The sequence below is a fragment of the Methylocystis sp. B8 genome, from assembly GCF_005771425.1.
GTDB lineage: Bacteria > Pseudomonadota > Alphaproteobacteria > Rhizobiales > Beijerinckiaceae > Methylocystis.
This window is the reverse complement of record NZ_VBTZ01000002.1, coordinates 126,713-152,545: the sequence shown is the minus strand read 5'-3', so window position 1 is coordinate 152,545 and position 25,833 is coordinate 126,713. Positions and strand designations below refer to the sequence as shown.

Here is a 25,833-nt window from a genome sequence, read left to right as displayed (position 1 = left end):
CTTGCGCCAAATGTGCTCTCCACTTTCTGCTGAGGAGCGATCATGCGTTACTCTCACGCTGCCCTCAATCCGGTTTCCATCAGCGAGCGAAGGAACTTCCGCGCCAGCGCCGCTCCTGTGCGCCGCGCGTCCACGCCGCGCCGGCTTGCGTGGAAGATTGTCTATTCGAGCTTCGTCGCGGGCGTCGCGGTCTATGTCTGGTGGCGGCGTTAGATGCATTTTTAGCCCTGCTGCGCTGCGTCAAAGACAAACTGTCATAAATCGCTTAAGCTCGAGACGCGGTCGACGGCGCATGCGCGCTTGCGCGTGATGAGTCGCGCCGCGACGGATAAACGCGGGCGCTGCGGCGCGCCTCAAAACTAGAAGAAACGTAAATGTTTACGAACAGGAAATGCATTGCTGCTGGCGTGCTTTGCGCCAGCCTCTCCTTCGGCGCTGCGTTTGCGGAGCAGAAGACGGCTGCGCCCGCCTCCGCCGTTCCGACGACCTGGGCGCCGCCCGCCGAGATTGCGCCGAAGGCCGCGCCCGCAGTAGCGCCCGCGCCCAGCGCTGAAGCGCCTGCCGCTGCTGCGCAGCCTGCAAGCATTGCGCCTGCGGCGAAGACGCATGCGGAGAAGGAAAAGGACTGCCGCACGCAAGCCGACGCCAAAGGACTCCACGGCAAGGAGCGCAAGCAGTTTAAGTCGGAGTGTCTGAAGGGATGACGAAATCCGCCGGTCGCTTCGTGCGGCCGGCGGCGCGTTAGAGCAGGTTCCGAAAAAGTTGACAGACTTTTTCGATGAGAACCTGCTCCAACGTTTTGATCTTGAGCGATTCCTTATCGATCACATGATTTGATGTGATCGGGAAGCGCTCTAGTAGACGCGATCGATGCAAAAGTCGACGACTTCCAGCAGCGCGCTTTTCCACTCGGAGGCTGGAAAAATCTCCATCGCGTCGCGGGCGATGGCGCCGTAATGCGTCGCGCGCTCGATCGTGTCGTCGAGCGCCTTGTGCTTCTTCATCAGTCCGCAGGCGGTCTCGACGTCGCCGTCCTTGATCTCGCCCTTCTCCAGCGTGCGCCGCCAGAACTCGCGCTCTTTCTCATTGCCGCGACGAAAGGCGAGCACCACGGGGAGCGTGATCTTTCCCTCGCGGAAGTCGTCGCCAACATTCTTGCCGAGCTTGGCTGAGGAACCGCCATAGTCGAGCGCATCGTCGATGAGCTGGAACGCGATGCCGAGATTCATGCCATAGCTACGCGCCGCGGCTTCATCGGCCTTCGGCTTGCCGCCGAGCATCACGCCGACTTCGGCCGCCGCAGCGAAGAGCTCTGCGGTTTTACGGCGGATGACGCCCATATAGGCGTCCTCGGTCGTCGTTGTGTCTTTCGCGGCGTTGAGCTGCATGATCTCGCCTTCGGCAATCACCGCGGCCGCTTGCGAGACGACGGTGAGCGGCGCGATGACGCCGGGCTCGACCATCATTTTGAAGGCGTGGCCGAGAAGAAAGTCGCCGACAAGCACGCAGGTCTGATTGCCCCACAGCATGCGCGCGGCGATCTTGCCGCGGCGCATATCGCTCTCATCGACGACGTCGTCATGGAGCAGCGTCGCGGTATGCATGAATTCAATGCCGGCGGCGAATTTCAAATGTCCGTCGCCCTTGTAGCCGCACATGCCGGCGGTCGCGAGAACGAGCATCGGCCGCAAACGCTTGCCGCCGGCGGAAATGAGATGATTGGCGACTTCGGGAATCGTCGTGACGTCAGAGCCCATGCGCTGGATGATCAGCTGATTGGTGCGCTCCAGGTCTGGCTTGATGAGTTCGAGGAGGCTGTCGAGGCCCGCGTCCTTTTTCTCCTCGAGCGGAATGACGATACCCACGGACCCCCCTTAAGCCTTCGTTTTGCCGCGCGAACTTACGGCTTTGGGATGGAGGCGGCAAGTCAACGGAAACGTTCGCGTTCCGTCCATCTGAGAAATTGCGGACGTCTTGCTTTGGGCGCCTCCCCACAACGGCGAGGCGTAAATGCAGTCGGCCGTGGTAGTTCTCATGGCAATGACAGACAGCAGCGCAGAGTTTGACGGCTTTCTCGACGGACGCTTGCGCCTGCGTCAAAGCGCCGCCGGCCACCGCGCCGGCACGGACGCCGTGCTGCTCGCCGCCGCGACGCCTCAAGATCAGCAGGGGCTCATTCTCGATATTGGCGCCGGAGCGGGCGCGGCCGGATTGATGGCGGCGTTGCGCGCAACGGGCGCGAGCGTCGGCCTTGTCGAGATCGACCGTGAGTCTTGCGCGCTGGCGCGCGAGAATGCCGCCGCAAATCATCTCGATAGTCGTGTGATGGCGTATGAGGCCGACGTACTTTCAGCGAAGTCACGCCGCGCGGCGGGACTCGTCGATGAAACCGCCGCGCTCGTTCTTACCAATCCCCCATTTCATGACGCGGGCAAGGTGCGCGTGACGCCCGACGCCGCCAAGGCGCGCGCCCATGTCGCCAGCGCGCCGCTTGCCGATTGGACGCGCGCCTGTCTTGCGCTGCTCGCGCCTGGCGGAATCTTCGTAATGATTCATCGCGCCGATGCGCTCGCCGAATGTCTCGCGGCTGTCGAGGGAAGGATAGGAGGCGTGTCGATCCAGCCCATTCACACGCGCGCCGACGCGCCGGCGACGCGCATTCTTCTGCGCGGCGTCAAGGGCTCGAAAGCGCCTCTGTCGATTCTCCCCGCGATAGCTGTTTGACGGCGTTATCAGGGGACCACTGCGCTGCAGTCCTCGCCCTCATCCTGAGGCGCCGTTCTCGATCTTGGGCAAGTCCGAGACGCGAGCTTCGCTCGCTCCTCAGGATGAGGAAGCCCACGACGCGCTTCCGTGCTTGATAACGGGTTACGCTGCGCGCTGTGGCGCGATCGGCGGGCTCGAGAGCTGCGGCTCCCAATAATTGCCCTTGTCGAACATGTGCCGCGCCTGCGCATATTGGAACATGATGCGCGCGACGATGGTGATGGTCTCGGGCTTGCGCACGGCGGCGCCCCAGACCTTGTTCCACATGCGGCCTTCCGCTTCGCCCATCTTGCGCACGTCCATGCCGACCTGCATCGCCTGCTGTTCGACCTCGCGCAGCGATTTGGGGTCGAAGGGCTGCGGCGCCGGCCCTTTGCGATGGCGTCCGAAAGTCTTGATCATGTTCAGCATGCGCTCGCCGAAGGCGGCCGGCGCGTAGAGCGCGTTGCAGAGATTCTGCATGCCGTCATGCAGCTCCTCCATGCTCATCGTCTGGCACTGGATGTTGGAGCTCCACGGCACGGCCTGGGTCTCGACGCCGCCGGTGATCAGCCGGCCTTCGCGGGTGATGCGGTCGAAGAGCGGCGTCGCTTCCGACGCCATCAGCGCGCCGAGGCTGAAGATCGGAATCGGCGTCGCCATGGCGAAATCATATTGCTGGGCGAAGACGTTCGGTCCGTCGTGGTCGAAGCCGACGATCATGCCGCCCATCACCGACATGCCGTGATCGACGAGCTTCTGGATTTCGTCGACAAGGCTGATCTTCAAATTCTGTCGCTTGCCGGTCTCGCGCAGGCTTTCGATGTTGGGCGTCTCGATGCCGACAAAGACCTGAGTCAGTCCGGCCGCGACGCACATGTCGAGCAGCTCCTCGTCGCGCGTCGCGTCGATGGAGATTTGCGTGACGAACTCCATCGGACGATCGCGGCGCCAATGCGCCATCGCCGCAAGCAGCTCCTTGCAGTGCGCGCGATAGGCGGTGAAATTGTCGTCGGCGAGGAAGGTCGTGCGATAGCCCGCATTCCACAGCGCGTCGATTTCGGCGATGACATTTTCGATCGGCTTATGACGCTGCTTGCGACCGAGATATTGGATGACGTCGCAGAATTCGCATTCGAACGGACATCCGCGCGAAGTCTGCACGGCGCCGAGAATCGCGCGGTCGTTGCGATAGAGATCCCACCGCGGGAGTGGCGACGAGGCGAGCGACGGCTTGTCGCCGATGTAGCTGGCCTTCGGCTTGCCGGCGCGAAGATCAGAGAAAATTTCGGCCGCGATTTCCTCAGTCTCGCCGCTCACCAGCACGTCGCAGTGATCGCGCAGCCGGTCCGGCGAGAGGCTCGCATAAGGCCCGCCGATAATGACCTTCTTGCCGCGACGGCGGAACTCGTCGGCGATGGCGATCATGCGACCGCGCTGGCTGACCTTGCCGGTGATCGCGATCCAGTCCGCGGGATGGTCGAAATTCACCGGTTCGATCTGCTCTTCGCAGAGTTCCACCTCGAAATCCTTGGGGGCGAGCGCCGCGACGGTGGCGGTGGCGAGGTCCGCCATCATGACCCCGCCCGGGACGCCCGAGGCCGCCAGGGCCTCGCCGCCGAAATAAGTCGGAAAGTCGCCGGCAGGATTGATGAGATACATCGAAACGGTCATGCAAACCCCTCAAGCTGTAAGCGCGCACGCTAATTGATCTTCGGCGCCCCGACAAGAACTTGTCGTCATTCCAAACTGCGCGAATTTGCCCCAAGCCAATAAAAAAGCGGCCCTGCAGGGCCGCTTTTTCGCGCGTAAGAATAAGCGCTTAGAGATGGGCGACGACCGCGAGCCGGCGGATTTCGCCGTTCTTATAGGCGCGCAGGAAAGCCTGATAGTCGCGGAACGACACGCAGCCGTTCGAATCGCCGTTCGGTCCGAGCATATAGGTGTGCGCGAGAAGGCCGGCGCGGCCGAAGATGGCGCCTTCGCCGCCGATCGGCGTCAGGCGCAGCGCCTGGACGCCATGGAACAGCGCTTCGCGCGGCGAGAGATCATAGACATGCGGCGGCGTCGCGCCGCGCATGCGCAGATGGACAAAGCGCGGATCGTCGAGATGTTCGCGCAGGCCGGAATGCGCTTCGAGTTTTTTGCCGTCGGGCAAATAAACGGTATGCGCCGAAATGTCGTAGACGGCGGTATAGCGGTCGTAGCGCGCCACAGGTCCAACGGCCGCGCCGGCCGCGCCGCTCACGCCGCCGAGGATGCCGGATTTGAGATCTGAGAGCGTCCCACCATCAGGCGCCGCATAGGCGAGCGCCTGTCCCTTCGGTTGTTGCTGCTGACGCGCCTCTTGCGCTGCGTCGCCGAGGCCAAAGACTTTATCGAAGATCGAGCGATTATCGGCGGGCGACGCCGGCACGACGCTGGTGCGGGCCATGCGCTGCAGCGAGCCTTCATAAAGGCCACGATCGGCGACGGAGAGTTCCACGGGCCGGCGGGGCGGCAGCGGCGCGACTTCCGCCTCTTCGACGCTCTCAGTCGGCGCGGCGGCCATCTGCATCTCGTCGACGTCCTGGCGCACAGGGACCGCGGCTAACGGCGTGTGCGCCGCAGGCGCGATGCTGGCGTCGAGCGCGCCGCGCATTGTTTCTGAAAGCGCGAGAGATTGCGGGCGTCCGCCGAGGCCGACAATGGCGCCATAGGGATTTTGCGCGCCAAAGGCGCTTTGCGCAGAGGGCGCGGCGGCAGGCGCCGCAGCGATCTCGGATTGAGGGGTCGCGCGCTGCGACAGCGCCCAGAACCCCGCCGACAAGCTCGCGACGAGCGCTATGCCGGCGACGACAAGATGAGACGAGCTTTTGTGAGAATAAATGCCGCGATCGAAAGAATTGAAATCGATTGGCGCACCGATTCCTTGCATCATCCGCCCCTACCTCCGAACTGCACTTCCGCTTCAGGGCCCTGAACTTCGCCGTCATTGCGCGAAAGTGCGCTAGACTGCGGCGAACGCCGGAACCGTGGCGGCTGCCCCACGCATATTCTCAACAGAACTAAACGACCTTGCTTTGGCTGCTTTAGGGCGAATTCATGTCAGCGCTGACGGTAAAGGCGAATAGTTAAGGCTTTGAAAATGCCGGATTTCGTGATGCGCCGCGCGGCGGCGTGGCGAAGCTTGCCCCGGCTTCGCCGCCAAAATTGACGCGGCGCCGCAGGTCAGATCGGCGGCGAAGCCTTCGCCGGTTCAAACCATTTTGAAAGGGGAGAAGGGCGCTCGGCCGATCGGCGCTCCGCGACATTTGCGCCAGCGCTCAGTCGCCAACCCAATGGCGGCGACACTAAATTGTCTCGAGGACCTTCGAGTCTAAAGGCTCTGGCAGCCCAAGGTCATCCATAAGCTCTCGGATGTTCTGAATCGCGAGCCAAATCAGGAAGGCTTTGTCGATAATATCGAGGCTCGTTCTTGCCGCGTCGTAATCAACGACGAGCGGCCTCATGCCAAGCTTGATTTGGAGCGACGAGACCGCGCTGAGATCATGTATAATATGCGCGTTGCTAAGGTCTTTCCGCTTTGGGTGCTTCGCCCTGATAATTGCAGAAATTCGACGAAGCGGCAGCCCGTCTTTCAGTTGAGCTAATGAGCTGCACAATATTGCATAAATGATCCACTTCGGCATCTCGAACTCAGTTTGGAAAACATTAGCGAACTCGGTCAGAAACCTTCTGTACCGGCCGGACTGCTCCGAGGCAATTTGTGCGACTATTGAAGAGGCGTCGACAGTCGAACCGATGTTGCGAGGTTTTCTGTCAGAGTGAGTTTCATTCAGTCCGCTCACTCGACAAACTCGGCGGCAAGCCTCTCGGACGATATGAATGCTCCCAAAACTCCAGCGCAGCAATTCCCGACGAAAAACCTCATCAATCGTAACGTTCAACAGATAAGCGCCGGCGTCGATTAATTCATTGATGCTCTCGTATTTCCATGTGTCTACATCAATTGAAATAACTCGATTGATCAGGTCGCCATTCAGTCCTACAAGCCGGTTTTCTTCGCGCCAAGCGCCAATGATGATGAACGTGATTCTAGATTTCTCGTGAAATATTTTCAAAGCGAAGGCGAAAGTCTTCTGCGTGTCGTCGGGAAGATAATGAAAATCTTCGAGAACGATCAGCCGATCGAACGCGATTTCTCGTAGCGCGTTTATGATATCGTTTGGATCATTGGGATCAAGTTCAAGCGCATGCCAAAATTGCTTCTCTGGCGACGTTCTTTGGCGCCCGAACCCCGCTTCGTCTGAATTTTCCGCTTGAATAGGAGCTTCGGCGGCTCTCGCGACCAGCTTGACGGCGCCAGAGGCAGTTTTTTCTGCCGACTGACCGACATCAAATCCTGCTTCCTTCAGAATGGAAGCGTGCAATTCGACGAGAGTCCATGTGTTTTGACATGACACGACGATGCAATCCGCATCCCCGAGATATTTCTTGCGGAGCGAAGTCTTGCCTTGCTTTGCGCTGCTGTAAATTACGACATGTTGATTGAGAAAGAGGCTTTCTATGAATTTCTTATCGACGCCGTCCCTCGTTACATAATTCAACGTGATATCTCTATTAAGTCCAAATACCTCGTCAATCGTATTCGACAAAGGAAACTCTCTGTGGCTTGTAGCTAATTGTTTATAATCAGTGGCCTTATGCGTTTAGCACAGTTGTTATGGCAAGTAAACTCGGTTCAAATCAAGTCGTTGTTGACCAGATGGCGCAGCCTGTTTAGGTTCCACCCGCCACTCAGGACCTCCATGCTCCCCGATCTTCCGCATCTCTCGCCGATCCGCTCCTTCCAGGGCCTCATTCTCACCCTGCAAAACTTCTGGGCGGCGCAGGGCTGCGTCATCCTGCAGCCCTATGACATGGAGATGGGCGCGGCGACCTTTCATCCGGCGACGACTCTGCGCGCGCTCGGCCCGAAACCCTGGCGCGCGGCCTATGCGCAGCCCTGCCGGCGCCCCAAGGACGGGCGCTATGGCGAAAACCCCAATCGCCTGCAGCACTATTATCAGTTCCAGGTGATCCTCAAACCATCGCCGCCCGATCTGCAGGAATTGTATCTCGCCTCGCTCGCGGCGATCGGCGTCGATCCCAAGCTCCATGACATCCGCTTCGTCGAGGACGATTGGGAAAGCCCGACGCTCGGCGCCTGGGGGTTAGGGTGGGAATGCTGGTGCGACGGCATGGAGGTCTCGCAATTCACTTACTTCCAGCAGGTCGCAGGCTTCGAATGCGCGCCGGTCGCCGGCGAACTCACCTATGGGCTCGAGCGTCTAGCCTGCTATCTGCAGGGCGTCGACAGCATCATGGAATTAAATTTCAACGGCCGCGAAGGCGACGAGAAAGTCACTTACGCCGACGTCTTCCTGCAGGCCGAGCAGGAATATTCGCGCCACAACTTTGAGGCCGCCGACACGTCGAAACTTTTTGAGGATTTCAAGGACGCTGAAGTCGAATGCGAGCGGCTGTTGCATTTAGGCGCGGGCTCCGGCGACGCGATGCATCTCATGGCGCTGCCGGCCTATGACCAATGCATCAAGGCGAGCCACGCCTTCAATCTTCTCGACGCGCGCGGCGTGATCTCGGTCACCGAGCGCCAGAGCTATATCTTACGCGTGCGCGAACTCGCGAAAGCCTGCGGCGCGGCCTGGTTGCGCACGGCTGGCGGCGGCGCCAACGGATAGCCGCGCTTGCGAAATCTTCAGACGGCGCCCACTTCCTAAAGGAGTAAAGCGTTCGTCATGCGCGTTGGCGCACATCTTCCAAGATCGTAGCCATGCATAACAGTGTGCGAGACGGGCAACCGTCTCGCGCCGTTGGCGAGTAGCGGCGCTGCGCGCGCCAGTCCTGTCTTTTGCCAGGAACCCAAAGGATATGGACGGGCGCGCGCAACTTGACTATGTGCCTGTTTCGTTCTAGTCATGTTCTGTGTTTGGCTATGGATGCGGCGGATCGAGTCATGTATCAGTTTCGTCACCCGACTTTCAGCGTCTCTTGCAAGACCTTCGGCGAGACCACGGCGCGCGGCGAGGCGCTTCAATCGCTCGCAGCGACCGATTCGCTGCGTCATCGGTTCTTTGCCTGGCGTGGCGCTTCGGGCCGCCGCTATGTCTGTTCGGTGTTTCAGTCGGGCGAAGATTCTTTCATCGCCGACGTGACGAATGGCGTCGTCATCGGCGTCGCGCGCGAAGGCGCGACGAGTAGGCCAGTTTGCGTCTTTCTCGCGCAGGAGCGTGCGCCGGGCGATCGCCACGCGCTGCGTAAGACCGCGCAGGAGCTCGGCGTCGCCGAATGGCATGTGCATTTTTGCGCCGACGCCACGACACTGCGCGATTTATCGGCGTCGCTGCTCAACTGATCCGGCGGACCTGTCAGTGGCGTAGCGTTGCGTCGCGCGCGTATTTGCGCAGTAGCGTTGAGTAAAGCGTCGCGTCATAGCGGCGTCGGCTCGTCGCCGGCGCCGCCAGTCGCCGCGGTTCTGCACGAATCGTGATCGAGCCGGCGGACGATCTCGGCAAGCTCGGCGTCATGAATGTCGAGCCGCAGCAGATGTTCGTATGTGTTGCGCACATAGGCAGGATTGTCGCCATTGAGGCCGACGCCTTCGGCGATAAGGCGAATCATCTCGTCTTCCGGCAGCCGCCCAGCGTATTGGATATGCGTGCGGTCGACGACATAGGCGAGGGCCTTGGCGCAGCCGCCGTCGGCGAATCGCACGCCGAGTGTTTTTTCGAGATAGACGGAAGTGACCAGTTCGCGTTCGCGCAGATAGCGAATCGTTTTATCGCGGTCGCGCGCCGCGACCTTGAAGGCGACGCCCTGGCAGCAGCCGCCGCGATCCAATCCGAGCACGAGCCCCGGCCGTTCCGGCGTGCCGCGATGGACATGCGAAAAGATGCAGAGCGCGCGGTGATAGCCATGCACCCAGGCGAGCGCGCTATCCATGAAGTCGAACCCCGGCCGCCACATCAGCGACCCGTAGCCGAACACCCAGAAATCTTTGTCCCGCGGACTGGCTGAACCCATTCTTCGCCTTGGAACTCGCGATCCGGTTAGAGGGGCAGAGTTGGAACGTGCGGGACAATTCCCTTCGCCCTCATGCTGAGGAGGCGGCGTAGCCGCCGTCTCGAAGCACGAGGAAACCTTCGCCCCAATGTTCATATGACTGCATCTTTCTATTTTTTCCGCCGCATTTCTGCGATGCAATTAAAAATGTGATTCGAAGGCTCTCTCGCGCCGAGCGGTCTCGTGAGAGACCTTCAGCGGGGCCTTCCCACAACATATCGCGTCGGTTTTCTTGCTTTCCCCTGCAGTTTGTGGCGGTCTTCTTAAGCAATGAAATTCGAGCGCCTGCGCCTTCTGGGCTTCAAGAGCTTCTGCGAACCGACCGATTTCCTCATCGAGCCGGGCCTGACCGGCGTTGTCGGCCCCAACGGCTGCGGCAAGTCGAATCTCGTCGAGGCGCTGCGCTGGGTGATGGGCGAGAACTCATACAAGAACATGCGCGCGTCCGGCATGGACGACGTGATTTTCTCTGGCGGCGGCTCACGCCCGGCGCGCAATCTTGCCGAAGTCGGCCTTGTTCTCGACAATTCGATGCGCACCGCGCCGGCGGCGTTCAACGATTCCGATTCGATCGAAGTGACGCGCCGAATCGAGCGTGAGCAGGGCTCGACCTATCGGATCAACGGCCGCGAGGTGCGCGCCCGCGACGTGCAGATTCTCTTCGCCGACGCCGCCACCGGCGCGCGCTCGCCCTCGCTCGTCCGCCAGGGTCAGATCGGCGAGATCATTTCGGCGAAGCCGCAGGCGCGCCGCCGCATCCTTGAAGACGCCGCCGGCGTTGCTGGCTTGCATTCCCGCAGGCATGAGGCTGAGCTGCGGCTCAACGCGGCTTCCGAAAATCTCACGCGCCTCGAAGACGTGCTGAAGCAGGTCGACAGCCAGGCCGACAGCCTCAAGCGCCAGGCCCGGCAGGCCGCGCGTTACCGCGGGCTTGCGGCGCAGATCCGCAAGAACGAAGCGCTCGCCGCGCTGCTCGGCTATCAGCTCGCCGCCGAACAGTTGCAGGCGGCGGCGGAGAAGCTCGACGCGAGCCGCGGCAGCGTGCAGGAACGCACGCTGGAGCAGGCCGAGGCGGCGAAGTTTCAGGCCGTCGCCGCGCATGAGCTGCCGCCGCTGCGTGAGAAGGAGGCCGAGGCTGGCGCGGCGCTGCATCGACTCGTCGTCGCGCGTCAGGCGCTTGAGGCTGACGAGCAGCGCGCCAAGGAGCGAATCGCCGAACTTCAGCGCCATATCGAACAATTCGGCCGCGATCTCGAACGTGAGCGTGCGCTGATTCAGGACGCGGCTGAGGTTGCGCAGCGGCTTGAGGACGAGCGGGAAGAGCTTCAGGGCGACGACGCGCGCGACGCAAATCGCGAAGCCGAGGCGCAGTCGCGGCTTGCCGAGATCGAGACGGCTCTCGCCGCGACCGAGGCCGAGCTGTCGAGCGCGCAGGAGCAACTCGCCGGCGTCAACGCCAAGCGCGCCGCGCTTGAGGGGGCGCTGCGCGACGAAAATCAGCGCGTCGCGCGTTTCGAGGCGGAGCTGACCCGCATCGAGACGGAATTCGCGCTGATCGCCGGGCAGGGCGGCGGCGCCGAAGAGGTCGAGCGACTCGCGCAGGCTTTCGAACAGGCCGCGCAGGACGCGCGCGGCGCCGAGGAAACGGCGCATGAGGCCGAGGCCGCCTATCGCGACGCGCGCGAGGCCGAGACCGTCGCCCGAGCGCCCTTGGAGCGAGCGGCGCTGCGCGCCCAGCGGCTCGAGACCGAGACCCGCACGCTCGAACATCTGCTGCAAACGGACGCCGGCGGCCTCTGGGCCCCGGTCGTCGAGAGCATGACGGTCGAGAAAGGTTACGAGACCGCGCTCGGCGCCGCGCTCGGCGACGATCTCGACGCCTCGGCCGATGATTCGGCTCCGGCGCATTGGTTGGTGACGTCCAGCGAGGGCGACCCTGACTTGCCGAATGGCGTGCGCGCGCTGGGCGCGCTTGTCGATGCGCCGCCGGCGCTGCGCCGTCGTCTCGCGCAGATCGGCGTCGTGCTGCGCGCCGAGGGCGAAAGCCTGCGCAAGCTGTTAAAGCCTGGCCAGCGGCTGGTCTCCAAAGAGGGAGATCTCTGGCGCTGGGACGGCTTTACTCAGGCCGCCGAGGCGCCGACCGCCGCCGCGCGTCGCCTCGCCGAAAAGAACCGTCTCGCCGATCTGCGCGTCGAGGCCGCCGCCGCGCGCGAAACTGCCGAAGCGCTCGGCGAAGAGCTGAACGCCGCGCGCGAGGCTGCGCGTCAGGCCGCGGAAGCCGACGCCGAGGCCCGCGACGCCCAGCGCCGCGCCCGCGCTCAAATGGAGGAAGCGCGCGAGCGCCATTCGACGGCGGAGCGCCGTCAGGCGCAGATCGCCCAGCGGCTTTCCGCGCTTCAGGAAGCAAAGGCGCAGACGCTCGCTAATCGCGACGAGGCGGCGCAGAAGCGCGCGAGCGTGACGCACGCGCTCGACGAACTCGAAGAGCCCGCTTTTCTCGCCGGCGCTTTGGAGAATTTGCGCGGCCGCGCGACAGCCGAGCGCGCACAGGCCGGCGAGGCGCGCGCGGCGCTCGCTTCGCTTCGTCACGAAAGAGCCGCGCGCGCGGCTAGGCTGTCGGCCATTGCGCGTGAACTCTCGTCATGGGCGCAGCGTCGCGACCGCGCCCAGGACCGCATCGGCGAGCTGGAAGAGCGGCTGGCGACGGCGCAAGAGGAACATGCGCGCTTAAGCGACGCGCCCGACGCCTTCATCGGTCAGCGCCGCGCGCTGATGAACGCGCTCGAAGAGGCCGAGGCCGCGCGCCGCGACGCCTCCGATGCGCGGGCCAGCGCTGAAACGCGTCTCGCCGAGGCCGATCGCGCCGCCCGCGCGGCGCTTGAAGCGATGAGCGCCGCGCGCGAAGACATGGCGCGCAGCGAAGCGCAGCTGGAAGCGGCGCGTCAGCGCGTCGCCGACGTCGAGCGCGCCATCGCGCATGATCTCGAATCGACGCCGCAGGCGCTCGCCGAACTCGCCCAAGTCAAAGACGGCGACGATCTGCCCGAGATCGCCGACATCGAACGCCGGCTCGAAAATCTGCGCGCCGATCGCGAGCGGCTCGGCGCCGTCAATCTGCGCGCCGAGGACGAACTCATTGAGGTCGAGGCGCAGCGCGAGAAAATGATCGCCGAGCGCGACGATCTCTCAGAGGCGATCAAGAAATTGCGCGCCGCGATCGCCAGCCTGAACAAAGAGGGCCGCGAGCGCATGCTCGCCGCCTTCGACAAGGTGAACGAGCATTTCAAGGAGCTGTTCACGCTGCTCTTCGACGGCGGCTCGGCGGAATTGCAGCTTGTCGAAAGCGACGATCCGCTCGAGGCCGGTCTCGACATTCTTGCGCGCCCGCCCGGCAAGAAGCCGACGACGATGACGCTGCTCTCGGGCGGCGAACAGGCGTTGACCGCCATGTCGCTCATCTTCGCGGTGTTCCTCACCAATCCTGCGCCGATCTGCGTGCTCGACGAGGTCGACGCGCCGCTCGACGACAACAATGTCGAGCGGTTCTGCGATCTTCTGGAAGAAATGCGCAAGAAGACCGACACGCGCTTCGTCACCATCACGCATAATCCGATCACCATGGCGCGTATGGACCGGCTCTTCGGCGTCACGCAAGCCGAGCGCGGCATCTCGCAGCTCGTCTCCGTCGATCTTGAGCAGGCGGAAAAATTCGCTCTGGCGAGTTGACGGTTCGAGACCGATCTCAATCTGATCTGACATACGCGAGCGCTCTGGCGCTGCATCCGCCCTAAATGTCGCAGACGGGGACGCTCACGCCTCCGCTGGGCGCGTCGGCGCGTAATTTGGCGAAGCTTGAATGACCAGAAGCGAATTCGTTCTGCGCTCGGCGATCTTCGTCGCCATTGCGCTCGCGCCGTTTCTCGTCTGGCTGCTTTTCAACGTCATCGTTCTGGCGATCGGCGCTGTGCTCGTGGCGACGCTTATTCATCTCGTCGCGACGCCATTCCTCAAGCTCCGACTGCCGCGCGGTTTGGCGCTCGCGTTTTCGGGTGTGCTGATCGCGTCAATCATCGGCGCGACCTTTTACCTCTTCGGCCGCACAATGGCGTCGGAGTTTCACGACGTGCTGCGCAGCGCGGAGGAGACGGCGGATTCCATATCGCTCGCGATCAGCCGGTCGGGACTGTCCGACTATCTGCCGAAATCCTTCAGCGAAAATATTTCGCTGTCGGGTCTGATCGGACGTTCGTTCACCATCAGCGTCGAGGCCGTTCTTGGCGCGCTTGTCGCCTTTTTTGCCGGCGTCTTTCTTGCGAGCGAGCCGGCGCTCTACAGCGAAGGCTTTACGCGGCTGTTTGCTCGCCGCTACCGCCATGAAGCGCGCGAAACGCTCGGTCATGTCGCCACAGCGCTGCGACGCTGGCTGCTCGGTCAGATGATCGAAATGGTGACGGTGGGCGTCATGGCGGGAGTGGCGGTTTGGCTTATCGGCCTGCCGTCGCCCTTCGCGCTCGGCGCCATCTCGGGGCTTTCGGAATTCATTCCCTATATCGGGCCGATCCTGGCGATCTTTCCGTCTGTGGCAGTCGCGGCGACGATCGGCCCATATGCGATGCTCTGGACGATCCTTGCCTACCTCGCCATTCATCAACTCGACGGCAACATGATCATGCCGCTCATTCAGCGGCAATTGGTGCGCGTGCCGCCGGCGCTGATGCTCATTTCGATCGCGACATTCGGAACGCTCTTTGGCCTTGGCGCCACGATCTTCGCCGCGCCCTTGACGGTCATCATCTACGTTGCCGTCATCAAGCTCTATTTGCGCGATACGCTCGGCGAGCGGACGCCGCTGCCAGGGGAGCCTGCGACAAGCGCTGCAACGCCAGGCGTCGTCGAGCCGTAGCAATCGGATTGCAAGAGTCACACATGGATTGGCGCGCGCCGGTGATCGATTATTGCGAGAGACAGAGTTCGGCCTTCTGGGCGGAGCCGGCGAATGCGCTGAGCAATTTCGCTTTCGTGATCGCGGCCGCGGCGGCCTTCAACCTTTGGCGACGGCGGGGCGGCGCCGACTATCCCGCGCTCGCGCTGATCATCGTCACGGCGTCTGTCGGCGTCGGCAGCTTCGTCTTCCACACGGTGGCGACGCGCGGCGCGATGCTGCTCGACGTCGTTCCGATTGCGGTCTTCATCTACGGCTATTTCCTACTGGCGCTTCGCCGCTTCTTCCGTCTATCGACGGCTGTCGCGACAGCGATCACGCTCGCCTTCGCCGCCTTCTCGTTTTTCGCAACGACTGTCGACGCGCTGAACGGTTCGGTCGGCTATCTGTCGGCGTTTGGCGCTTTATTGATCTTCGCCGCGCTGCTTTGGTCGCGGGACGGGCAGCGAGAGACTGCGCGTACGCTTGGAGCCGCTGCGCTTCTCTTCGCAATCTCGCTCTTCTTTCGAACGATCGATCGCGCCATCTGTCCGGCTTTTCCGCTCGGCGCGCATCTCCTGTGGCACATGCTCAACGCTTGCGTTCTGTGGCTGCTGCTGCGCGCGGCGATCCTCGCCGGACCCCGTCGCGATGATCAGGCGAGACCGATCCAAAAGGCGAATGAGCCGACCGCGGCGTGAGAGGCGGTCAACGGCCACACGTTGCGCGTGAAGAGATAGGCCGTGCTCCAGGCGACTCCCGCGAGAAAAGTGTTGGCGAGCAGGACGGGATCGCCATAGGGGGCATGCATCAGCGAAAAGACCGCAGACGAGAACAGGACGTAATTCCGCCCGCTCATGTGCAGCCGGTCGGCGATCAGCTTGGGGATCGAGCGGCAGACGACCTCCTGACACGGGCTCGACACGAGCACATAAAAGGGCGCGAAGGCGATCCAATTCGGCGGCGAATGCGGATGACTCAAAAACTGCGCCTCGACGACGATCGCCGCCAGCAGAAGGCAGGTCAGCGCGCCGCAGATCAGCCATGCGCGAGCGCCTCTGGGCGCGCCGAGGCCGAGTTCAGCGAAGGAATAGCCGCCGAGCACGCAGGCGGCGAGGCAAAGGCCAGAAACGATGAGCAGCGCTTCGAAGCGGAAATTGAACGACAGCGCGCCGCTACGTATCGCCAGACTCGGGGCGAGTAGCAATAGCAGGAAGGCGATCAACGGCGCCCAGGTTCGCATTTTAAGCGTCATAAAAGCGTAACAAATATGACGCTGTCACAGTTCCGCGCGCTCGAATGCCGTCAATTGACGCGCCGCGGCGCCGTATCGGGCAGCAGATGGTCGCATGCTGAACAAATTCAAATAATCACAATGAGATAGCTGCGTGAGCCTCGTCTTGACTAAATGAAGGCCCGCAAATATGTTGCGCGCGGCTCGAAAGGATTGGCCGCAAGCCGAGAGTTTCGCGCCGTCTCCCGAACGGTTCGACTTTCCCGTCGCGCGGCGTCGCGCCATCGTTAAATTTTGCGCATTCCGCAATATGCGAGGCGGAGAACGCCGATGAGCGACGAGGCAGAGGAAGACGCGGAGCGCGCAGCGCTTAACGCGCGGCTGGAAAAGCTCAATGCGGCCTTGCGCAAGGTCGATGAAGAGCAGGCCGCCGAAGCGGCGCCGCGGACGGAGGAGCGCAAAGGCTTCACGAGCGCCATGCGCATCGGCCTCAACGCTTTCTCCGAATTCGTTGGGGCGGTATTGGTCAGCGCCGTCATCGGCTGGCAGGCGGACAAGTGGCTTGGCACGGCGCCATGGCTTCTGGTCGTCATGCTGGGACTGGGCGTCGCGGCGGGATTTTGGAACGTCTATCGCGTGGCGAAGCCGAAAGCGCCGGGCGAAGAGTAGAACAAAGGCGCGTTGCAGCGCTTGAAGCGGGGCCGGGCGGCGACGTCCGGAAAAGAGCGATGAATCCGGAAGAAGCAGCCGCAAAGCCCAATCCTATCGAGCAATTCGAGCTGCATCGGCTGTGGCCTTTCGAAATCAGCGGCATCGAGACGTCCTTCACCAACGCCTCGCTGTTCATGCTGCTTGCCGCGCTCGGCGTTGTCGCTTTGATGATCCTTGCGACCTCGAAGAAGGCGATCGTGCCGGGCCGGGTCCAGGCGATGGCCGAGATGCTCTATGAATTCGTCGCCGGCATGGTGCGTCAGACCGCCGGGACGGAAGGGATGAAGTTCTTCCCCTTCGTCTTCACGCTCTTCTCCTTCATCCTCATCGCCAATCTGATCGGGCTTGTTCCCTATACTTATTCGGTGACGAGCCAGATCGTGGTCACCTTCGCTTTCGCCGCGGTGGTGATTTCGCTCGTCGTCGTTTACGGCCTTTATCGCCACGGCTTCGGCTTTCTCAACCTTTTCGTCCCGCATGGCGTGCCCTTGCCCGTGCTCGTCGTGCTGGTGCCGATCGAGATCATCTCCTTCCTGTCGCGGCCGGTGTCGCTCTCCGTCCGTCTCTTCGCCAATATTCTTGCGGGCCACATCACGCTCGCCGTGTTCGGCGGCTTCGTGATGATGCTGCTTGGCGCCGGCGTCTGGGCGGCGCTCGCGCCGGTGCCGCTGCTCGCGATCGTCGCGCTCTATGCGCTCGAACTGCTTGTCGCCTGTCTGCAGGCCTTCGTCTTCGCCGTTCTCACATGCGTCTATCTCAACGACGCAATTCACCCGGGCCACTGATAAAGATCGAACAATAAACGTCGCCCCAATTCAGCAGGAGTAAGAAATGGCAGAAATGCAACTCGTCGGCGCCGGACTCGCGGCGATCGGCACTGGCGCGGCGGCGATCGGCGTCGGCATCATCTTCGGCAATTTCGTCAACGGGGCGCTTCGCAACCCGTCGGCGGCGGCCTCCCAGTTCACCAACGCCATCATTGGCGCGGCGCTTGCCGAAGGTCTGGGCATCTTCGCCTTTCTGATCGCAATCCTGCTGTTCCTGAAGGCGTGACGTTGCGCGTCCGGCCCTCGGGGCCGGACGCTTTCTTCCAGCGCGGCCGCCGTGCGGCCTAGTCTTGAGACTTGGAATGATGTCCATGGCGATCATCTCTTCCGCTTTCGCCGCCGAGGGCGAGCAGACGACGCACGAGACTGTCGGCGCCGGCGAGGCGCATCATGAGGGCGCCTTTCCGCCCTTCCAGACGGAAAATTTCGCGCCGCAGATCTTCTGGCTCGTCGTCATCTTCGGCCTGCTTTACGTGCTGATGTCGCGCATCGCCCTTCCGCGCGTCGGCGGCATCATCGAGAACCGCGGCGCAAAGATCGCTTCCGATCTTGGCGCGGCGCGCGAGATGCAGTCGAAGGCGCAAGCCGCCGCGGCCGCCAATGACGAAAATCTTCGTCGCCGGCGCGAAGAGGCGCAAGCCATCGGCCGCGAGGCGCAAAACAAGATTGCCGGGGAGACCGCGAAACAGCGCACGATCGCCGAATCGCAGGCGGCGGAGAAGATCCGGGCCGCCGACGAGCGCATCGCGAGCGCAAAGGCGAAGGCTCTGGCCAATGTCGAGCAGATCGCCGAGGAGGCCGCCGCCGCAATCGTCGAAAAGCTGACCGGCGCAAAAGTAGACAAGAGCGCGATCTCCGAGATTGACGCGACGTCGTCGCCCGCTAAGGAGGCGCTCAATGCATTTTGACGCGGAATTCTATGTCGCGGTCGGCTTCACGATCTTCGTCCTCGTGCTGCTTTGGGTCGGCGCGCACTCGAAGTTTGCCGCTCTCATCGACGCGCGCATCAACCGCATCAAGGGCGAGCTCGCTGAGGCTGAGCGCCTTCGCCACGAAGCTGAGGCGCTCCTCGCTTCCTTCGAGCAGAAGCGGGCTGAGGCCGAAGCTGAGGCCAAATCCATTGTCGCGCAGGCGAAGGACGAGGCGGAGCTGATCGCTGCGGAGGGCCGTCGCAGGCTCGATGAATTCATGGCGCGCAGCGTCAAGCAGGTCGAGCAGAAGATCGCCCAGGCGGAAGCCCAGGCCTCAGCCGAGGTGCGCGCCGCCGCCGCCGACGCTGCTGTGAAAATCGCGGAGCGGGCGCTCTCGAGCGGCGTGGTCAAGGGCAAGGATTTCGTCGCTGAGGGTATTAAAGAGCTGAAGTCTCTCGCGCACTGATCGCGGGCGGGGCGGCTAGCCGCCCCGGCGCTTTTTCTCGGCGACCGGCTTTTCTGCGCCTTGAGTGAAGCCGACGAGGATTTCGTAATCGTCCTGCGCGCGCTGGCTCATCACCGGCACGGTGAACGGATCGGCGATCACCTGAAACTCGCCGCGCGTTCCCCCATTCGGGATCGACGCGTTGACGCGGTAGACCTTCGAGGCGACAAGCGTGTCGTCTTTCTGGCGGCGGATCGCCACGCGCAGATTGGCGCCATAGGCGCCGGGCTGGCCAAGCGCGCCGAGCACGGCCGAACCTTCGACTCCAACGCGAATCATTAAGCGATCACCCTCGATGACGCATTCGCGCGCCGTCTCGCCAAGCGAAAGCTGATAGCGGACGTTTGCGCCGTCGGCGTCTGGCGGGGACCGCAGCATGGCTGCGCCGCTGTCGATGAAAACTTCGGGACAGTCTGGAGTCGCGCCGGGCGGCGCCGGTTGGCCTTCCTTCTGCTCGCCGCCGCCCAAAATGCCGGGCACATGAAGCTTCGGCAATTCGAAAGCCGCGACGGCGACGGGCGTAAGCGCGATCGATGTGGAGAGCGCGATCGCCAGGCTGCGCGCGAAAGTCTTCATGGGCGCGCTCGTCGGGCGCATTGCGCAAATTTTACGGCAGTTTCGCGTATCCATCCTTGAATCCCTGCAGAGTCAGCGGCAGGCCGATGCCTTCGTCCGGAACCTGATGGATGATGAAGGTGGCGATTTTGCCGTTCTTCAATTGATCGATGAGTTTGTCATCCATCGTCACCTCTGCGACGCAGCCCGTCGGCAGGCATTTGACGAAGCCGGCGCGTCCGATGTCGGTTTGATCAATCTTCAAGCCAAGCCCATTAGGCAACAGCACGCCGAGCGGCGCGATCACGCGCAGCAGCCGGCTCTTGCCGTCGCTCGTCTTTAAGACGACGACGACGAGGCTGATGTTGCTCTTATCCTCGGCGACGACGCTTTGGATTAGCGCGCATTGTTCTGTCGCGGCTCCTGCGGGCGTTTCGCAGCGCAGTTCCCAATCGCCGAATTTGGCTTTGGCGGCGGCAGCTTGCGCATGACCAGAGGCCGCGCTGAGCGCGAGGAAAATCGCCGATCCCGACGCCGCGACGTGATGTCGCAACAGGCGCCTAAATTTTGCGACGCGTAATCGATTCATCGGGTCTCCTGGAGGCGCCGCCGCCCCGTTTCGATCAGTCCGCGCGAAGAAAGTCGCAGTCACGCCGCGCTGTCAGGCGCGCCAAGCGTTTGCCTATCAAATGAACTTTAGCTGTCAAGATCGCTGGCGCGCGCGCCGCATTGTTTGGCAAGGGCTTTGACGCGACGATTTGTCTGTAGAATTTGGCGTTGCAACAATTGCGCGGATCGACGGTTTGTGGTTGAACCTGCCGACTACCGAGCGGGGCGGGCTTTGGGCGGGCTGCGCGCGGAAATCACAAAAAGAACAACGCTGGCTGGCGAGGGTTCGAAAGGCGGCTTTGATGTTTAACGTCAATCGAGTGATGACGCGCGGCGCATTGGCGGCCGCTGTGGCGCTCCCTGTAACCTTGTGCGCCGGTTTCGCCCTTGCGCAGGAAAACGGGCAGCCGGTCCCTGGCGGCCTAGGCCTTCCAAATATGGTGACGCCGGTCGGCCTGGGGACGCAGCAGCTCTACAACATGGTGCTGATGCCGATCATTTCGTTCATCGCGCTCTTCGTTCTGGGCCTGCTGATCTATGTCGCCTATCGCTTCAACGAGCACGCGAACCCCATTCCGTCGAAGCTGACGCACAATACGCCGCTCGAAATCATCTGGACGCTCATTCCGGTCCTGATCCTTCTTTTCATTTCGGTCCCCTCGCTGCGACTGCTGGCGGAGCAGGTCGAGGTGCCGGAGGCGTCAGTCACCATCAAAGTGACGGGCAACCAGTGGTACTGGTCGTATAAATATCCTGAGGATCAGGGCGGCGGCTTTGGTTTCGATCAGATGCTCAAGCCGGAATCGGAACTCCAGCCGGGCGAGCTTCGCCTGCTGACGGTCGACAATGAGGCCGTGGTGCCGATCAATGAGGTCATCGCCGTTCACATCACGTCGAACGACGTCATTCACGCCTTCGGCGTCCCCTCGTTCGGCGTTCGTATGGACGCGATCCCCGGCCGTTTGAATCAGACTTGGTTCAAGATCGACAGGGAAGGCGTCTACTATGGCCAGTGCTATTTCATCTGCGGCAAGGATCACGCCTATATGCCGATCGTGATCCGCGCGGTGACTCGCGAAAAATACAATGAGTGGCTTGCGCAGGCGAAGCAGAAGTTCGCCGGCGCCGACCAGCGCGTGCGGGTCGCTTCAGAAAGCCGCTAAAAACCGCTGAAACGAGACGCAACGGAATACACTAGTCTTTCTAAGGAACATGACGATGGCGAGTTCGACGATGGCCGGGGCGCATGATCATCCGAGGGGTTTGCGCCGCTTCCTCTTCTCAACCAATCATAAGGACATCGGCACGCTCTACATCATTCTCGGCTCGATCGGCGGCGTCATCGGCTTCTTGCTCTCGCTCGCCATGCGGCTCGAGCTGGCGTATCCGGGCGTACAGATCTTCCCGGGGCTTGCGGAATTACTTCACGGCGCGGACCCGTCGATGGCGCTGGACGCGGGCAAGAACCTCTACAACGTGTTCATCACCGTGCACGGCGTGCTCATGATCTTCTTCATGGCCATGCCTATTCTCATCGGCGGCTTCGGCAATTGGTTCGTGCCGATCATGATCGGCGCGCCGGACATGGCGTTTCCGCGCCTTAACAACATCTCGTTCTGGCTGCTCGTCTCCTCGCTCGTGCTTGCCGTGATTTCGATGTTCGTCGAGGGCGCGCCGGGCATGAAAGGCTTTGGCGGCGGCTGGACGTTCTATCCGCCGCTTTCGTCGAACACCGGCTCGCCCGGCCCGGCCATGGATTTCGTGATCCTGGCGCTGCATCTCGCCGGCGCGTCGTCGATCCTTGGCGCGATCAACTTCATCACCACGATCTTCAATATGCGCGCGCCCGGCATGACGCTGCACAAGATGCCGCTGTTCGTATGGTCGATCCTGGTGACCGCGTTCCTGCTGCTGCTCGTGCTGCCGGTGCTCGCGGGCTGCGTGACGATGCTGCTGACCGACCGCAATTTCGGCACGATGTTCTATGACCCGGCGGGCGGCGGCGATCCGCTGCTGTTCCAGCATCTGCTATGGTTCTTCGGCCATCCGGAAGTCTATATCGTCATTCTTCCCGGCTTCGGCATCATCAGCCAGATCGTGTCGACCTTCTCGAGGAAGCCGGTGTTCGGCTATCTCGGCATGGCCTACGCCATGGTCTGCATCGGCGTGCTCGGCAGCATCGTGTGGGCGCACCACATGTACACGGTCGGCATGTCGCTCAACGCGCAGCGCTACTTCACGCTGGCGACGATGGTGATCGCGGTGCCGACGGGCATCAAGATCTTCTCCTGGATCGCGACGATGTGGGGCGGATCGCTCTCGTTCCGCGCGCCGATGGTCTGGGCGATCGGCTTCATCTTCGTGTTCACGATGGGCGGCATCACCGGCGTCGTGCTCGCCAACGCCAGCGCCGACAAGCAGTTCCACGAGGGCTACTATGTCGTCGCGCACTTCCACTACACGCTGTCGCTCGGCGCGGTCTTCGCGCTCTATGCGGGGTTCTATTATTGGTTCCCCAAGATGAGCGGCTACATGTATTCGGAGACGTTGGCGAAGGCGAACTTCTGGCTGCTGTTCATCGGCGTCAACGTCGTCTTCTTCCCGCAGCACTTCTTGGGGCTGGGCGGCATGCCGCGCCGCTACATCGACTATCCCGACGCTTACGCGCTGTGGAACCTGGTGTCGTCTTTCGGCATGATCTTCGTTACGCTCTCGCTGGTCGTCTGGTTCTACGCGATTATCGAAGCCTTCATGAAGAAGCGGCTGGCCGGGGCCAATCCTTGGGGCGCTGGCGCGACGACGCTGGAATGGACTCTGTCCTCCCCGCCGCCGTTCCATCAATTTGAGGTGCTGCCGCGCATCACCGGCGCGGGCCGATAACGGAACGAAGCGTCGGCGCGGGGGAACTCGCGCCGGCAAGTCTGAGTGAACGGCATGAGCGACGCATCCTATCTCCACGACGAACAGGCTCCGCGCATCTCCGTCGCGTCGCCTTCGGACTATTTCGCGCTTCTCAAGCCGCGCGTGATGTCGCTTGTCGTGTTTACTGCGCTTGCCGGCCTGTTGCTCGCGCCGACGCCGCCGCATCCGCTCATCGGCTTTGCTTCGCTGCTGGCGATCGCCGTTGGCGCTGGCGCCTCCGGCGCGCTCAACATGTGGTACGACGCCGACGTCGACGCGCTGATGACGCGCACGCGTAAGCGCCCGATTCCGGCGGGACGGCTCGATCCCGAGGCGGCGCTTGGCTTTGGTCTCGTGCTTGCGACGTTGTCGGTCTTCACGCTCGGCTATGTCGCGAACTGGTTCGCCGCCGCGCTGCTTGCCTTCACCATCTTCTTCTATGTCGTGATCTACACGATGTGGCTGAAGCGCTGGACGCCGATGAATATCGTCATCGGCGGCGCCGCCGGCGCGTTGCCGCCGATGGTCGGCTTTGCCGCGGCGACGGGCGAGATCAATCTTGCAAGCGTCGTGCTCTTTGCGATCATCTTCATGTGGACGCCGCCGCATTTCTGGTCGCTCGCGCTCTTAAAAAGCGAGGACTATGGTCGCGCCGGCGTGCCGATGCTGCCCAATGTCGCCGGCGGAGATCGCACGCGTCTCGAAATCCTGATCTATGCGCTGGCGCTTGCGCCGCTTGGCGTCGCGCCATGGTTATTGGGCTTCGCGTCGCTCGCCTATGGGCTTGTCTCGATCGGCTCCGGCATTGCGCTGGTCGCGATGGCTGCAGCGGTCTTCAAGCAGCGCGAAGGCGAGGCAGCCCGAGCGGCGGCGCGCCGAATGTTTCTGTTCTCGATCCTCTATCTCTTCGTTCTGTTCCTCGTCCTCGTCGTCGAGCAGACGGCGCATATTCTCGCGCTGATCTAGGCGGCCTAGCGAATGGTGAACGAAATGACCGACGCAGGCGATAAGATGAAGGAGCGCGTAAGCGGCTTCGGCGGACCAGGCGTTGTCCTGACCGAGGAGCAGGCGCGCAGCCGCCGCGCCCGCAATATCGCGATCGGCGCCACGATCGCCTTACTTGCCGTGCTGTTCTATGCCGTCACGCTGGTGAAGTTCGGCGCCGCCATCATCAACCGGACGCTTTAAAGCCATGAACGCGACGGCGCCTCGTTCACGCAACCGCCCGCGACTGATCGCGGCGGCGCTGATCGTTGGCGCGACGGCGATGCTTGCCCTGTCTTTCGCTTCGGTTCCGCTCTACCGGGCCTTTTGCGCCGCGACCGGTTTCGGCGGCACGCCGAAGACGGATGCCGCCGGGCCGACGGCTCGCGGCGAGCGCGTGCTCACCGTGCGCTTCGACGCCAATGTCGCGCGCGATCTGCCCTGGCGCTTCGAGCCGGAGGTCGCGAAGATTTCGCTGCGCACCGGCGAAACGAAAACAATCTATTATAAGGTCGCCAATCTCTCCGATCATGAGACGAGCGGGCAGGCCGCGTACAATGTCACGCCTGGCCAGGCCGGCGCCTTCTTCGTGAAGGTCGCCTGCTTTTGCTTCGAGGAGAAGCGCCTCGGTCCGCGTGAGGCCGAGGAATGGCCGGTCGTGTTCTATCTCGATCCGGCGCTCGAGCGCGAGGAAGGCATGCGCGGCGTTCGTGAGATCACGCTTTCCTATTCTTTCTTCGCCACGAAGGACGCCGCTCCTTCGAAGACGAGCGAGACGGCGATCGCAAGGCCGAAGGGTTGACGCGCCGCGCGGTTTGGCGCGCGGCAAACTAAGGGAACTGGCCGGAACCGCCGGCCAATGGACGAGGAAGAGCAAGATGGCGGACGGACACGCGAAACCCGAACACGACTATCATCTGGTCGATCCGAGTCCGTGGCCTATTGTGGGCGCTTTCGCGGCGCTCATCACGGCGATCGGGGCGGTCATGTGGATGGCGCAGCATAAGGGCGCGCCGATCGGGGGCATGACTTTCGGCGGCATCCTGTTCTTCGTCGGCTTCGCCGGCATTCTGCTGGTGATGTACGCCTGGTGGAGCGACATCATTCACGAAGCGAGCGTCGGCGGATTTCACTCGCCGGTCGTGCGGTTGCATCACCGCTACGGGATGATCCTGTTCATCTTCTCGGAAGTGATGTTCTTCGTCGCTTGGTTCTGGGCGTTCTTCAACTCGGCGCTTTTCCCGGCTGACGCGGCGCAGGTCCTGCGCACCGAACTGTTCCAGGGCGTCTGGCCGCCGAAGGGCATCGAAGTCTTGAGCCCCTGGAAGCTGCCGCTTCTCAATACGATCATCCTGCTCAGCTCCGGCGCGACTTTGACCTGGGCCCACCACGGTCTCCTGGAAAATAACCGCGACATCTTGAAGAAGGGTCTGATCGCGACGATCGCCCTTGGCCTGTTGTTCACGACGATCCAGGGCTATGAATATATCCACGCGCCCTTCGCCTTCGCCTTCGATCCGGCGAAGCCAGCGGCGACGAATTACGGCTCGACCTTCTTCATGGCGACGGGCTTCCACGGCTTCCACGTGATCGTCGGCACGATTTTCCTCATCGTGTGCCTGCTTCGCGTCTTCAGGGGGGCCTTTACGCCGGATCAGCACCTGGGCTTTGAATTCGCCGCTTGGTACTGGCACTTCGTCGACGTCGTCTGGCTGTTTCTTTTCGCCTGCATCTATGTGTGGGGGAACTGGGGCGGGGTCATGGAATAGGCGCGTCGCCGCCCAATCTGGAAATTGGACGGTCACGGGCGCGCCCGTGACCGTTTT

General features: G+C 62.4%; 27 protein-coding genes. 19 read left to right on the top strand and 8 right to left on the bottom strand.

Translation table 11 applies throughout. From position 1 onward, the window contains the following. The first annotated feature begins 42 nt into the window (after positions 1–42). Both FEV16_RS16815 and FEV16_RS05595 read left to right on the top strand, forming a co-directional pair. The gene (locus FEV16_RS16815) at positions 43–213 is read left to right on the top strand and encodes a hypothetical protein (RefSeq protein ID WP_171015141.1); all 171 of its coding nucleotides are present in this window, start codon (positions 43–45) and stop codon (positions 211–213) included. A gap of 161 nt (positions 214–374) precedes the next feature. Next, the gene (locus FEV16_RS05595) at positions 375–704 is read left to right on the top strand and encodes a PsiF family protein (protein WP_138166655.1); all 330 of its coding nucleotides are present in this window, start codon (positions 375–377) and stop codon (positions 702–704) included. A 150-nt stretch (positions 705–854) separates the two neighbouring features. Here FEV16_RS05595 and FEV16_RS05590 read toward each other — a convergent pair whose 3' ends face one another. Next, the gene (locus tag FEV16_RS05590) at positions 855–1,865 is read right to left on the bottom strand and encodes a polyprenyl synthetase family protein (protein ID WP_138166654.1); all 1,011 of its coding nucleotides are present in this window, start codon (positions 1,863–1,865) and stop codon (positions 855–857) included. A 145-nt stretch (positions 1,866–2,010) separates the two neighbouring features. On the opposite strand from FEV16_RS05590, the gene FEV16_RS05585 reads away from it, so the two are divergent. Beyond that, on the top strand, positions 2,011–2,724 hold the full coding sequence (locus tag FEV16_RS05585) for a methyltransferase (protein WP_246657193.1): 714 nt from the start codon (positions 2,011–2,013) through the stop codon (positions 2,722–2,724). Between the two features lie 144 nt (positions 2,725–2,868). Here FEV16_RS05585 and FEV16_RS05580 read toward each other — a convergent pair whose 3' ends face one another. From FEV16_RS05580 to FEV16_RS05570, 3 genes are all read right to left on the bottom strand, one after another. Further along, positions 2,869–4,419, bottom strand: coding sequence for a radical SAM protein (locus tag FEV16_RS05580; protein ID WP_138166653.1), 1,551 nt, complete (start codon positions 4,417–4,419; stop codon positions 2,869–2,871). Between the two features lie 148 nt (positions 4,420–4,567). Next, the gene (locus tag FEV16_RS05575; protein WP_138166652.1) at positions 4,568–5,665 is read right to left on the bottom strand and encodes a DUF2778 domain-containing protein; all 1,098 of its coding nucleotides are present in this window, start codon (positions 5,663–5,665) and stop codon (positions 4,568–4,570) included. A gap of 412 nt (positions 5,666–6,077) precedes the next feature. Further along, positions 6,078–7,382 (bottom strand): hypothetical protein, encoded by a 1,305-nt coding sequence (locus FEV16_RS05570; RefSeq protein ID WP_138166651.1) that lies wholly within the window; start codon positions 7,380–7,382, stop codon positions 6,078–6,080. A gap of 153 nt (positions 7,383–7,535) precedes the next feature. On the opposite strand from FEV16_RS05570, the gene FEV16_RS05565 reads away from it, so the two are divergent. Together FEV16_RS05565 and FEV16_RS05560 are read left to right on the top strand one after the other, a co-directional pair. Beyond that, on the top strand, positions 7,536–8,468 hold the full coding sequence (locus tag FEV16_RS05565; protein WP_138166650.1) for a glycine--tRNA ligase subunit alpha: 933 nt from the start codon (positions 7,536–7,538) through the stop codon (positions 8,466–8,468). Between the two features lie 275 nt (positions 8,469–8,743). Then, positions 8,744–9,142 carry a hypothetical protein gene (locus FEV16_RS05560; RefSeq protein WP_138166649.1) on the top strand — a complete coding sequence of 133 codons (399 nt, stop codon included), beginning with the start codon at positions 8,744–8,746 and terminating at the stop codon, positions 9,140–9,142. 74 nt (positions 9,143–9,216) lie between these two features. Here the strand turns inward: FEV16_RS05560 and FEV16_RS05555 are convergent, their stop codons facing one another. Further along, positions 9,217–9,810 (bottom strand): gamma-glutamylcyclotransferase, encoded by a 594-nt coding sequence (locus FEV16_RS05555; RefSeq protein ID WP_138166648.1) that lies wholly within the window; start codon positions 9,808–9,810, stop codon positions 9,217–9,219. A gap of 309 nt (positions 9,811–10,119) precedes the next feature. On the opposite strand from FEV16_RS05555, the gene smc reads away from it, so the two are divergent. The 3 genes from smc (at position 10,120) to FEV16_RS05540 (ending at position 15,471) form a co-directional block, all read left to right on the top strand. Next, positions 10,120–13,575 (top strand): chromosome segregation protein SMC, encoded by a 3,456-nt coding sequence (smc, locus tag FEV16_RS05550; protein ID WP_138166647.1) that lies wholly within the window; start codon positions 10,120–10,122, stop codon positions 13,573–13,575. Positions 13,576–13,705: 130 nt separating this feature from the next. Next, positions 13,706–14,752, top strand: coding sequence for an AI-2E family transporter (locus FEV16_RS05545; RefSeq protein ID WP_138166646.1), 1,047 nt, complete (start codon positions 13,706–13,708; stop codon positions 14,750–14,752). 23 nt (positions 14,753–14,775) lie between these two features. Then, positions 14,776–15,471, top strand: coding sequence for a ceramidase domain-containing protein (locus FEV16_RS05540; protein ID WP_138166645.1), 696 nt, complete (start codon positions 14,776–14,778; stop codon positions 15,469–15,471). On the opposite strand, the gene FEV16_RS05535 is transcribed toward FEV16_RS05540, so the two are convergent. Continuing rightward, on the bottom strand, positions 15,426–16,013 hold the full coding sequence (locus FEV16_RS05535) for a CPBP family intramembrane glutamic endopeptidase (protein WP_246657192.1): 588 nt from the start codon (positions 16,011–16,013) through the stop codon (positions 15,426–15,428). The genes FEV16_RS05540 and FEV16_RS05535 overlap by 46 nt on opposite strands. A 321-nt stretch (positions 16,014–16,334) precedes the next feature. On the opposite strand from FEV16_RS05535, the gene FEV16_RS05530 reads away from it, so the two are divergent. The 5 genes from FEV16_RS05530 to FEV16_RS05510 all read left to right on the top strand — a co-directional run bounded on the left by FEV16_RS05530 (position 16,335) and on the right by FEV16_RS05510 (position 18,919). After that, positions 16,335–16,673: an AtpZ/AtpI family protein gene (locus FEV16_RS05530; RefSeq protein WP_138166643.1), complete on the top strand. Its 339-nt coding sequence runs from the start codon at positions 16,335–16,337 to the stop codon at positions 16,671–16,673. A gap of 59 nt (positions 16,674–16,732) precedes the next feature. Then, on the top strand, positions 16,733–17,500 hold the full coding sequence (locus FEV16_RS05525) for a F0F1 ATP synthase subunit A (RefSeq protein ID WP_138166642.1): 768 nt from the start codon (positions 16,733–16,735) through the stop codon (positions 17,498–17,500). A 46-nt stretch (positions 17,501–17,546) separates the two neighbouring features. Continuing rightward, positions 17,547–17,768 (top strand): F0F1 ATP synthase subunit C, encoded by a 222-nt coding sequence (locus tag FEV16_RS05520; RefSeq protein WP_138166641.1) that lies wholly within the window; start codon positions 17,547–17,549, stop codon positions 17,766–17,768. An 85-nt stretch (positions 17,769–17,853) separates the two neighbouring features. After that, positions 17,854–18,450, top strand: a complete 597-nt coding sequence (locus FEV16_RS05515; protein WP_246657191.1) for an ATPase — start codon at positions 17,854–17,856, stop codon at positions 18,448–18,450. Continuing rightward, positions 18,440–18,919 carry an ATP F0F1 synthase subunit B gene (locus FEV16_RS05510; RefSeq protein ID WP_138166640.1) on the top strand — a complete coding sequence of 160 codons (480 nt, stop codon included), beginning with the start codon at positions 18,440–18,442 and terminating at the stop codon, positions 18,917–18,919. The genes FEV16_RS05515 and FEV16_RS05510 overlap by 11 nt, the downstream gene beginning before the upstream one ends. 15 nt (positions 18,920–18,934) lie before the next feature. Here FEV16_RS05510 and FEV16_RS05505 read toward each other — a convergent pair whose 3' ends face one another. Further along, entirely contained in the window at positions 18,935–19,534 is a 600-nt protein-coding gene (locus tag FEV16_RS05505; RefSeq protein WP_138166639.1) for a hypothetical protein, read from the bottom strand. 31 nt (positions 19,535–19,565) lie between these two features. Beyond that, entirely contained in the window at positions 19,566–20,102 is a 537-nt protein-coding gene (locus FEV16_RS05500) for an invasion associated locus B family protein (protein WP_138166638.1), read from the bottom strand. A 322-nt stretch (positions 20,103–20,424) separates the two neighbouring features. Here FEV16_RS05500 and coxB point away from each other — a divergent pair, with 322 nt between their 5' ends. The 6 genes from coxB (at position 20,425) to FEV16_RS05470 (ending at position 25,776) form a co-directional block, all read left to right on the top strand. Then, positions 20,425–21,285 carry a cytochrome c oxidase subunit II gene (gene coxB / locus FEV16_RS05495; protein WP_138166637.1) on the top strand — a complete coding sequence of 287 codons (861 nt, stop codon included), beginning with the start codon at positions 20,425–20,427 and terminating at the stop codon, positions 21,283–21,285. A gap of 55 nt (positions 21,286–21,340) precedes the next feature. Then, complete coding sequence (gene ctaD, locus FEV16_RS05490) at positions 21,341–23,002, top strand: cytochrome c oxidase subunit I (RefSeq protein WP_138166636.1); 1,662 nt, start codon at positions 21,341–21,343, stop codon at positions 23,000–23,002. A gap of 54 nt (positions 23,003–23,056) precedes the next feature. After that, complete coding sequence (locus FEV16_RS05485; RefSeq protein ID WP_138166635.1) at positions 23,057–23,989, top strand: heme o synthase; 933 nt, start codon at positions 23,057–23,059, stop codon at positions 23,987–23,989. 12 nt (positions 23,990–24,001) lie between these two features. After that, on the top strand, positions 24,002–24,211 hold the full coding sequence (locus FEV16_RS05480) for a CoxF (protein ID WP_246657190.1): 210 nt from the start codon (positions 24,002–24,004) through the stop codon (positions 24,209–24,211). Positions 24,212–24,215: 4 nt separating this feature from the next. Next, positions 24,216–24,809, top strand: coding sequence for a cytochrome c oxidase assembly protein (locus FEV16_RS05475; protein ID WP_138166634.1), 594 nt, complete (start codon positions 24,216–24,218; stop codon positions 24,807–24,809). A 76-nt stretch (positions 24,810–24,885) separates the two neighbouring features. After that, the gene (locus FEV16_RS05470) at positions 24,886–25,776 is read left to right on the top strand and encodes a cytochrome c oxidase subunit 3 (protein ID WP_138166633.1); all 891 of its coding nucleotides are present in this window, start codon (positions 24,886–24,888) and stop codon (positions 25,774–25,776) included. Positions 25,777–25,833 lie beyond the last annotated feature (57 nt).

Coding starts and splice junctions, on each gene's coding strand:
- FEV16_RS05520 (WP_138166641.1), top strand. CDS start 17,547: ATGGCAGAAATGCAACTCGTCGGCGCCGGACTCGCGGCGATCGGCACT.
- FEV16_RS05565 (WP_138166650.1), top strand. CDS start 7,536: ATGCTCCCCGATCTTCCGCATCTCTCGCCGATCCGCTCCTTCCAGGGC.
- FEV16_RS05545 (WP_138166646.1), top strand. CDS start 13,706: ATGACCAGAAGCGAATTCGTTCTGCGCTCGGCGATCTTCGTCGCCATT.
- FEV16_RS05575 (WP_138166652.1), bottom strand. CDS start 5,665: ATGATGCAAGGAATCGGTGCGCCAATCGATTTCAATTCTTTCGATCGC.
- FEV16_RS05500 (WP_138166638.1), bottom strand. CDS start 20,102: ATGAATCGATTACGCGTCGCAAAATTTAGGCGCCTGTTGCGACATCAC.
- FEV16_RS05535 (WP_246657192.1), bottom strand. CDS start 16,013: ATGCGAACCTGGGCGCCGTTGATCGCCTTCCTGCTATTGCTACTCGCC.
- FEV16_RS05555 (WP_138166648.1), bottom strand. CDS start 9,810: ATGGGTTCAGCCAGTCCGCGGGACAAAGATTTCTGGGTGTTCGGCTAC.
- FEV16_RS05560 (WP_138166649.1), top strand. CDS start 8,744: ATGTATCAGTTTCGTCACCCGACTTTCAGCGTCTCTTGCAAGACCTTC.
- FEV16_RS05480 (WP_246657190.1), top strand. CDS start 24,002: ATGGTGAACGAAATGACCGACGCAGGCGATAAGATGAAGGAGCGCGTA.
- FEV16_RS05485 (WP_138166635.1), top strand. CDS start 23,057: ATGAGCGACGCATCCTATCTCCACGACGAACAGGCTCCGCGCATCTCC.
- FEV16_RS05515 (WP_246657191.1), top strand. CDS start 17,854: ATGGCGATCATCTCTTCCGCTTTCGCCGCCGAGGGCGAGCAGACGACG.
- ctaD (WP_138166636.1), top strand. CDS start 21,341: ATGGCGAGTTCGACGATGGCCGGGGCGCATGATCATCCGAGGGGTTTG.
- FEV16_RS05475 (WP_138166634.1), top strand. CDS start 24,216: ATGAACGCGACGGCGCCTCGTTCACGCAACCGCCCGCGACTGATCGCG.
- FEV16_RS05585 (WP_246657193.1), top strand. CDS start 2,011: ATGCAGTCGGCCGTGGTAGTTCTCATGGCAATGACAGACAGCAGCGCA.
- FEV16_RS05595 (WP_138166655.1), top strand. CDS start 375: ATGTTTACGAACAGGAAATGCATTGCTGCTGGCGTGCTTTGCGCCAGC.
- FEV16_RS05510 (WP_138166640.1), top strand. CDS start 18,440: ATGCATTTTGACGCGGAATTCTATGTCGCGGTCGGCTTCACGATCTTC.
- smc (WP_138166647.1), top strand. CDS start 10,120: ATGAAATTCGAGCGCCTGCGCCTTCTGGGCTTCAAGAGCTTCTGCGAA.
- FEV16_RS16815 (WP_171015141.1), top strand. CDS start 43: ATGCGTTACTCTCACGCTGCCCTCAATCCGGTTTCCATCAGCGAGCGA.
- FEV16_RS05530 (WP_138166643.1), top strand. CDS start 16,335: ATGAGCGACGAGGCAGAGGAAGACGCGGAGCGCGCAGCGCTTAACGCG.
- FEV16_RS05580 (WP_138166653.1), bottom strand. CDS start 4,419: ATGACCGTTTCGATGTATCTCATCAATCCTGCCGGCGACTTTCCGACT.
- FEV16_RS05470 (WP_138166633.1), top strand. CDS start 24,886: ATGGCGGACGGACACGCGAAACCCGAACACGACTATCATCTGGTCGAT.
- FEV16_RS05540 (WP_138166645.1), top strand. CDS start 14,776: ATGGATTGGCGCGCGCCGGTGATCGATTATTGCGAGAGACAGAGTTCG.
- FEV16_RS05505 (WP_138166639.1), bottom strand. CDS start 19,534: ATGAAGACTTTCGCGCGCAGCCTGGCGATCGCGCTCTCCACATCGATC.
- FEV16_RS05525 (WP_138166642.1), top strand. CDS start 16,733: ATGAATCCGGAAGAAGCAGCCGCAAAGCCCAATCCTATCGAGCAATTC.
- coxB (WP_138166637.1), top strand. CDS start 20,425: ATGTTTAACGTCAATCGAGTGATGACGCGCGGCGCATTGGCGGCCGCT.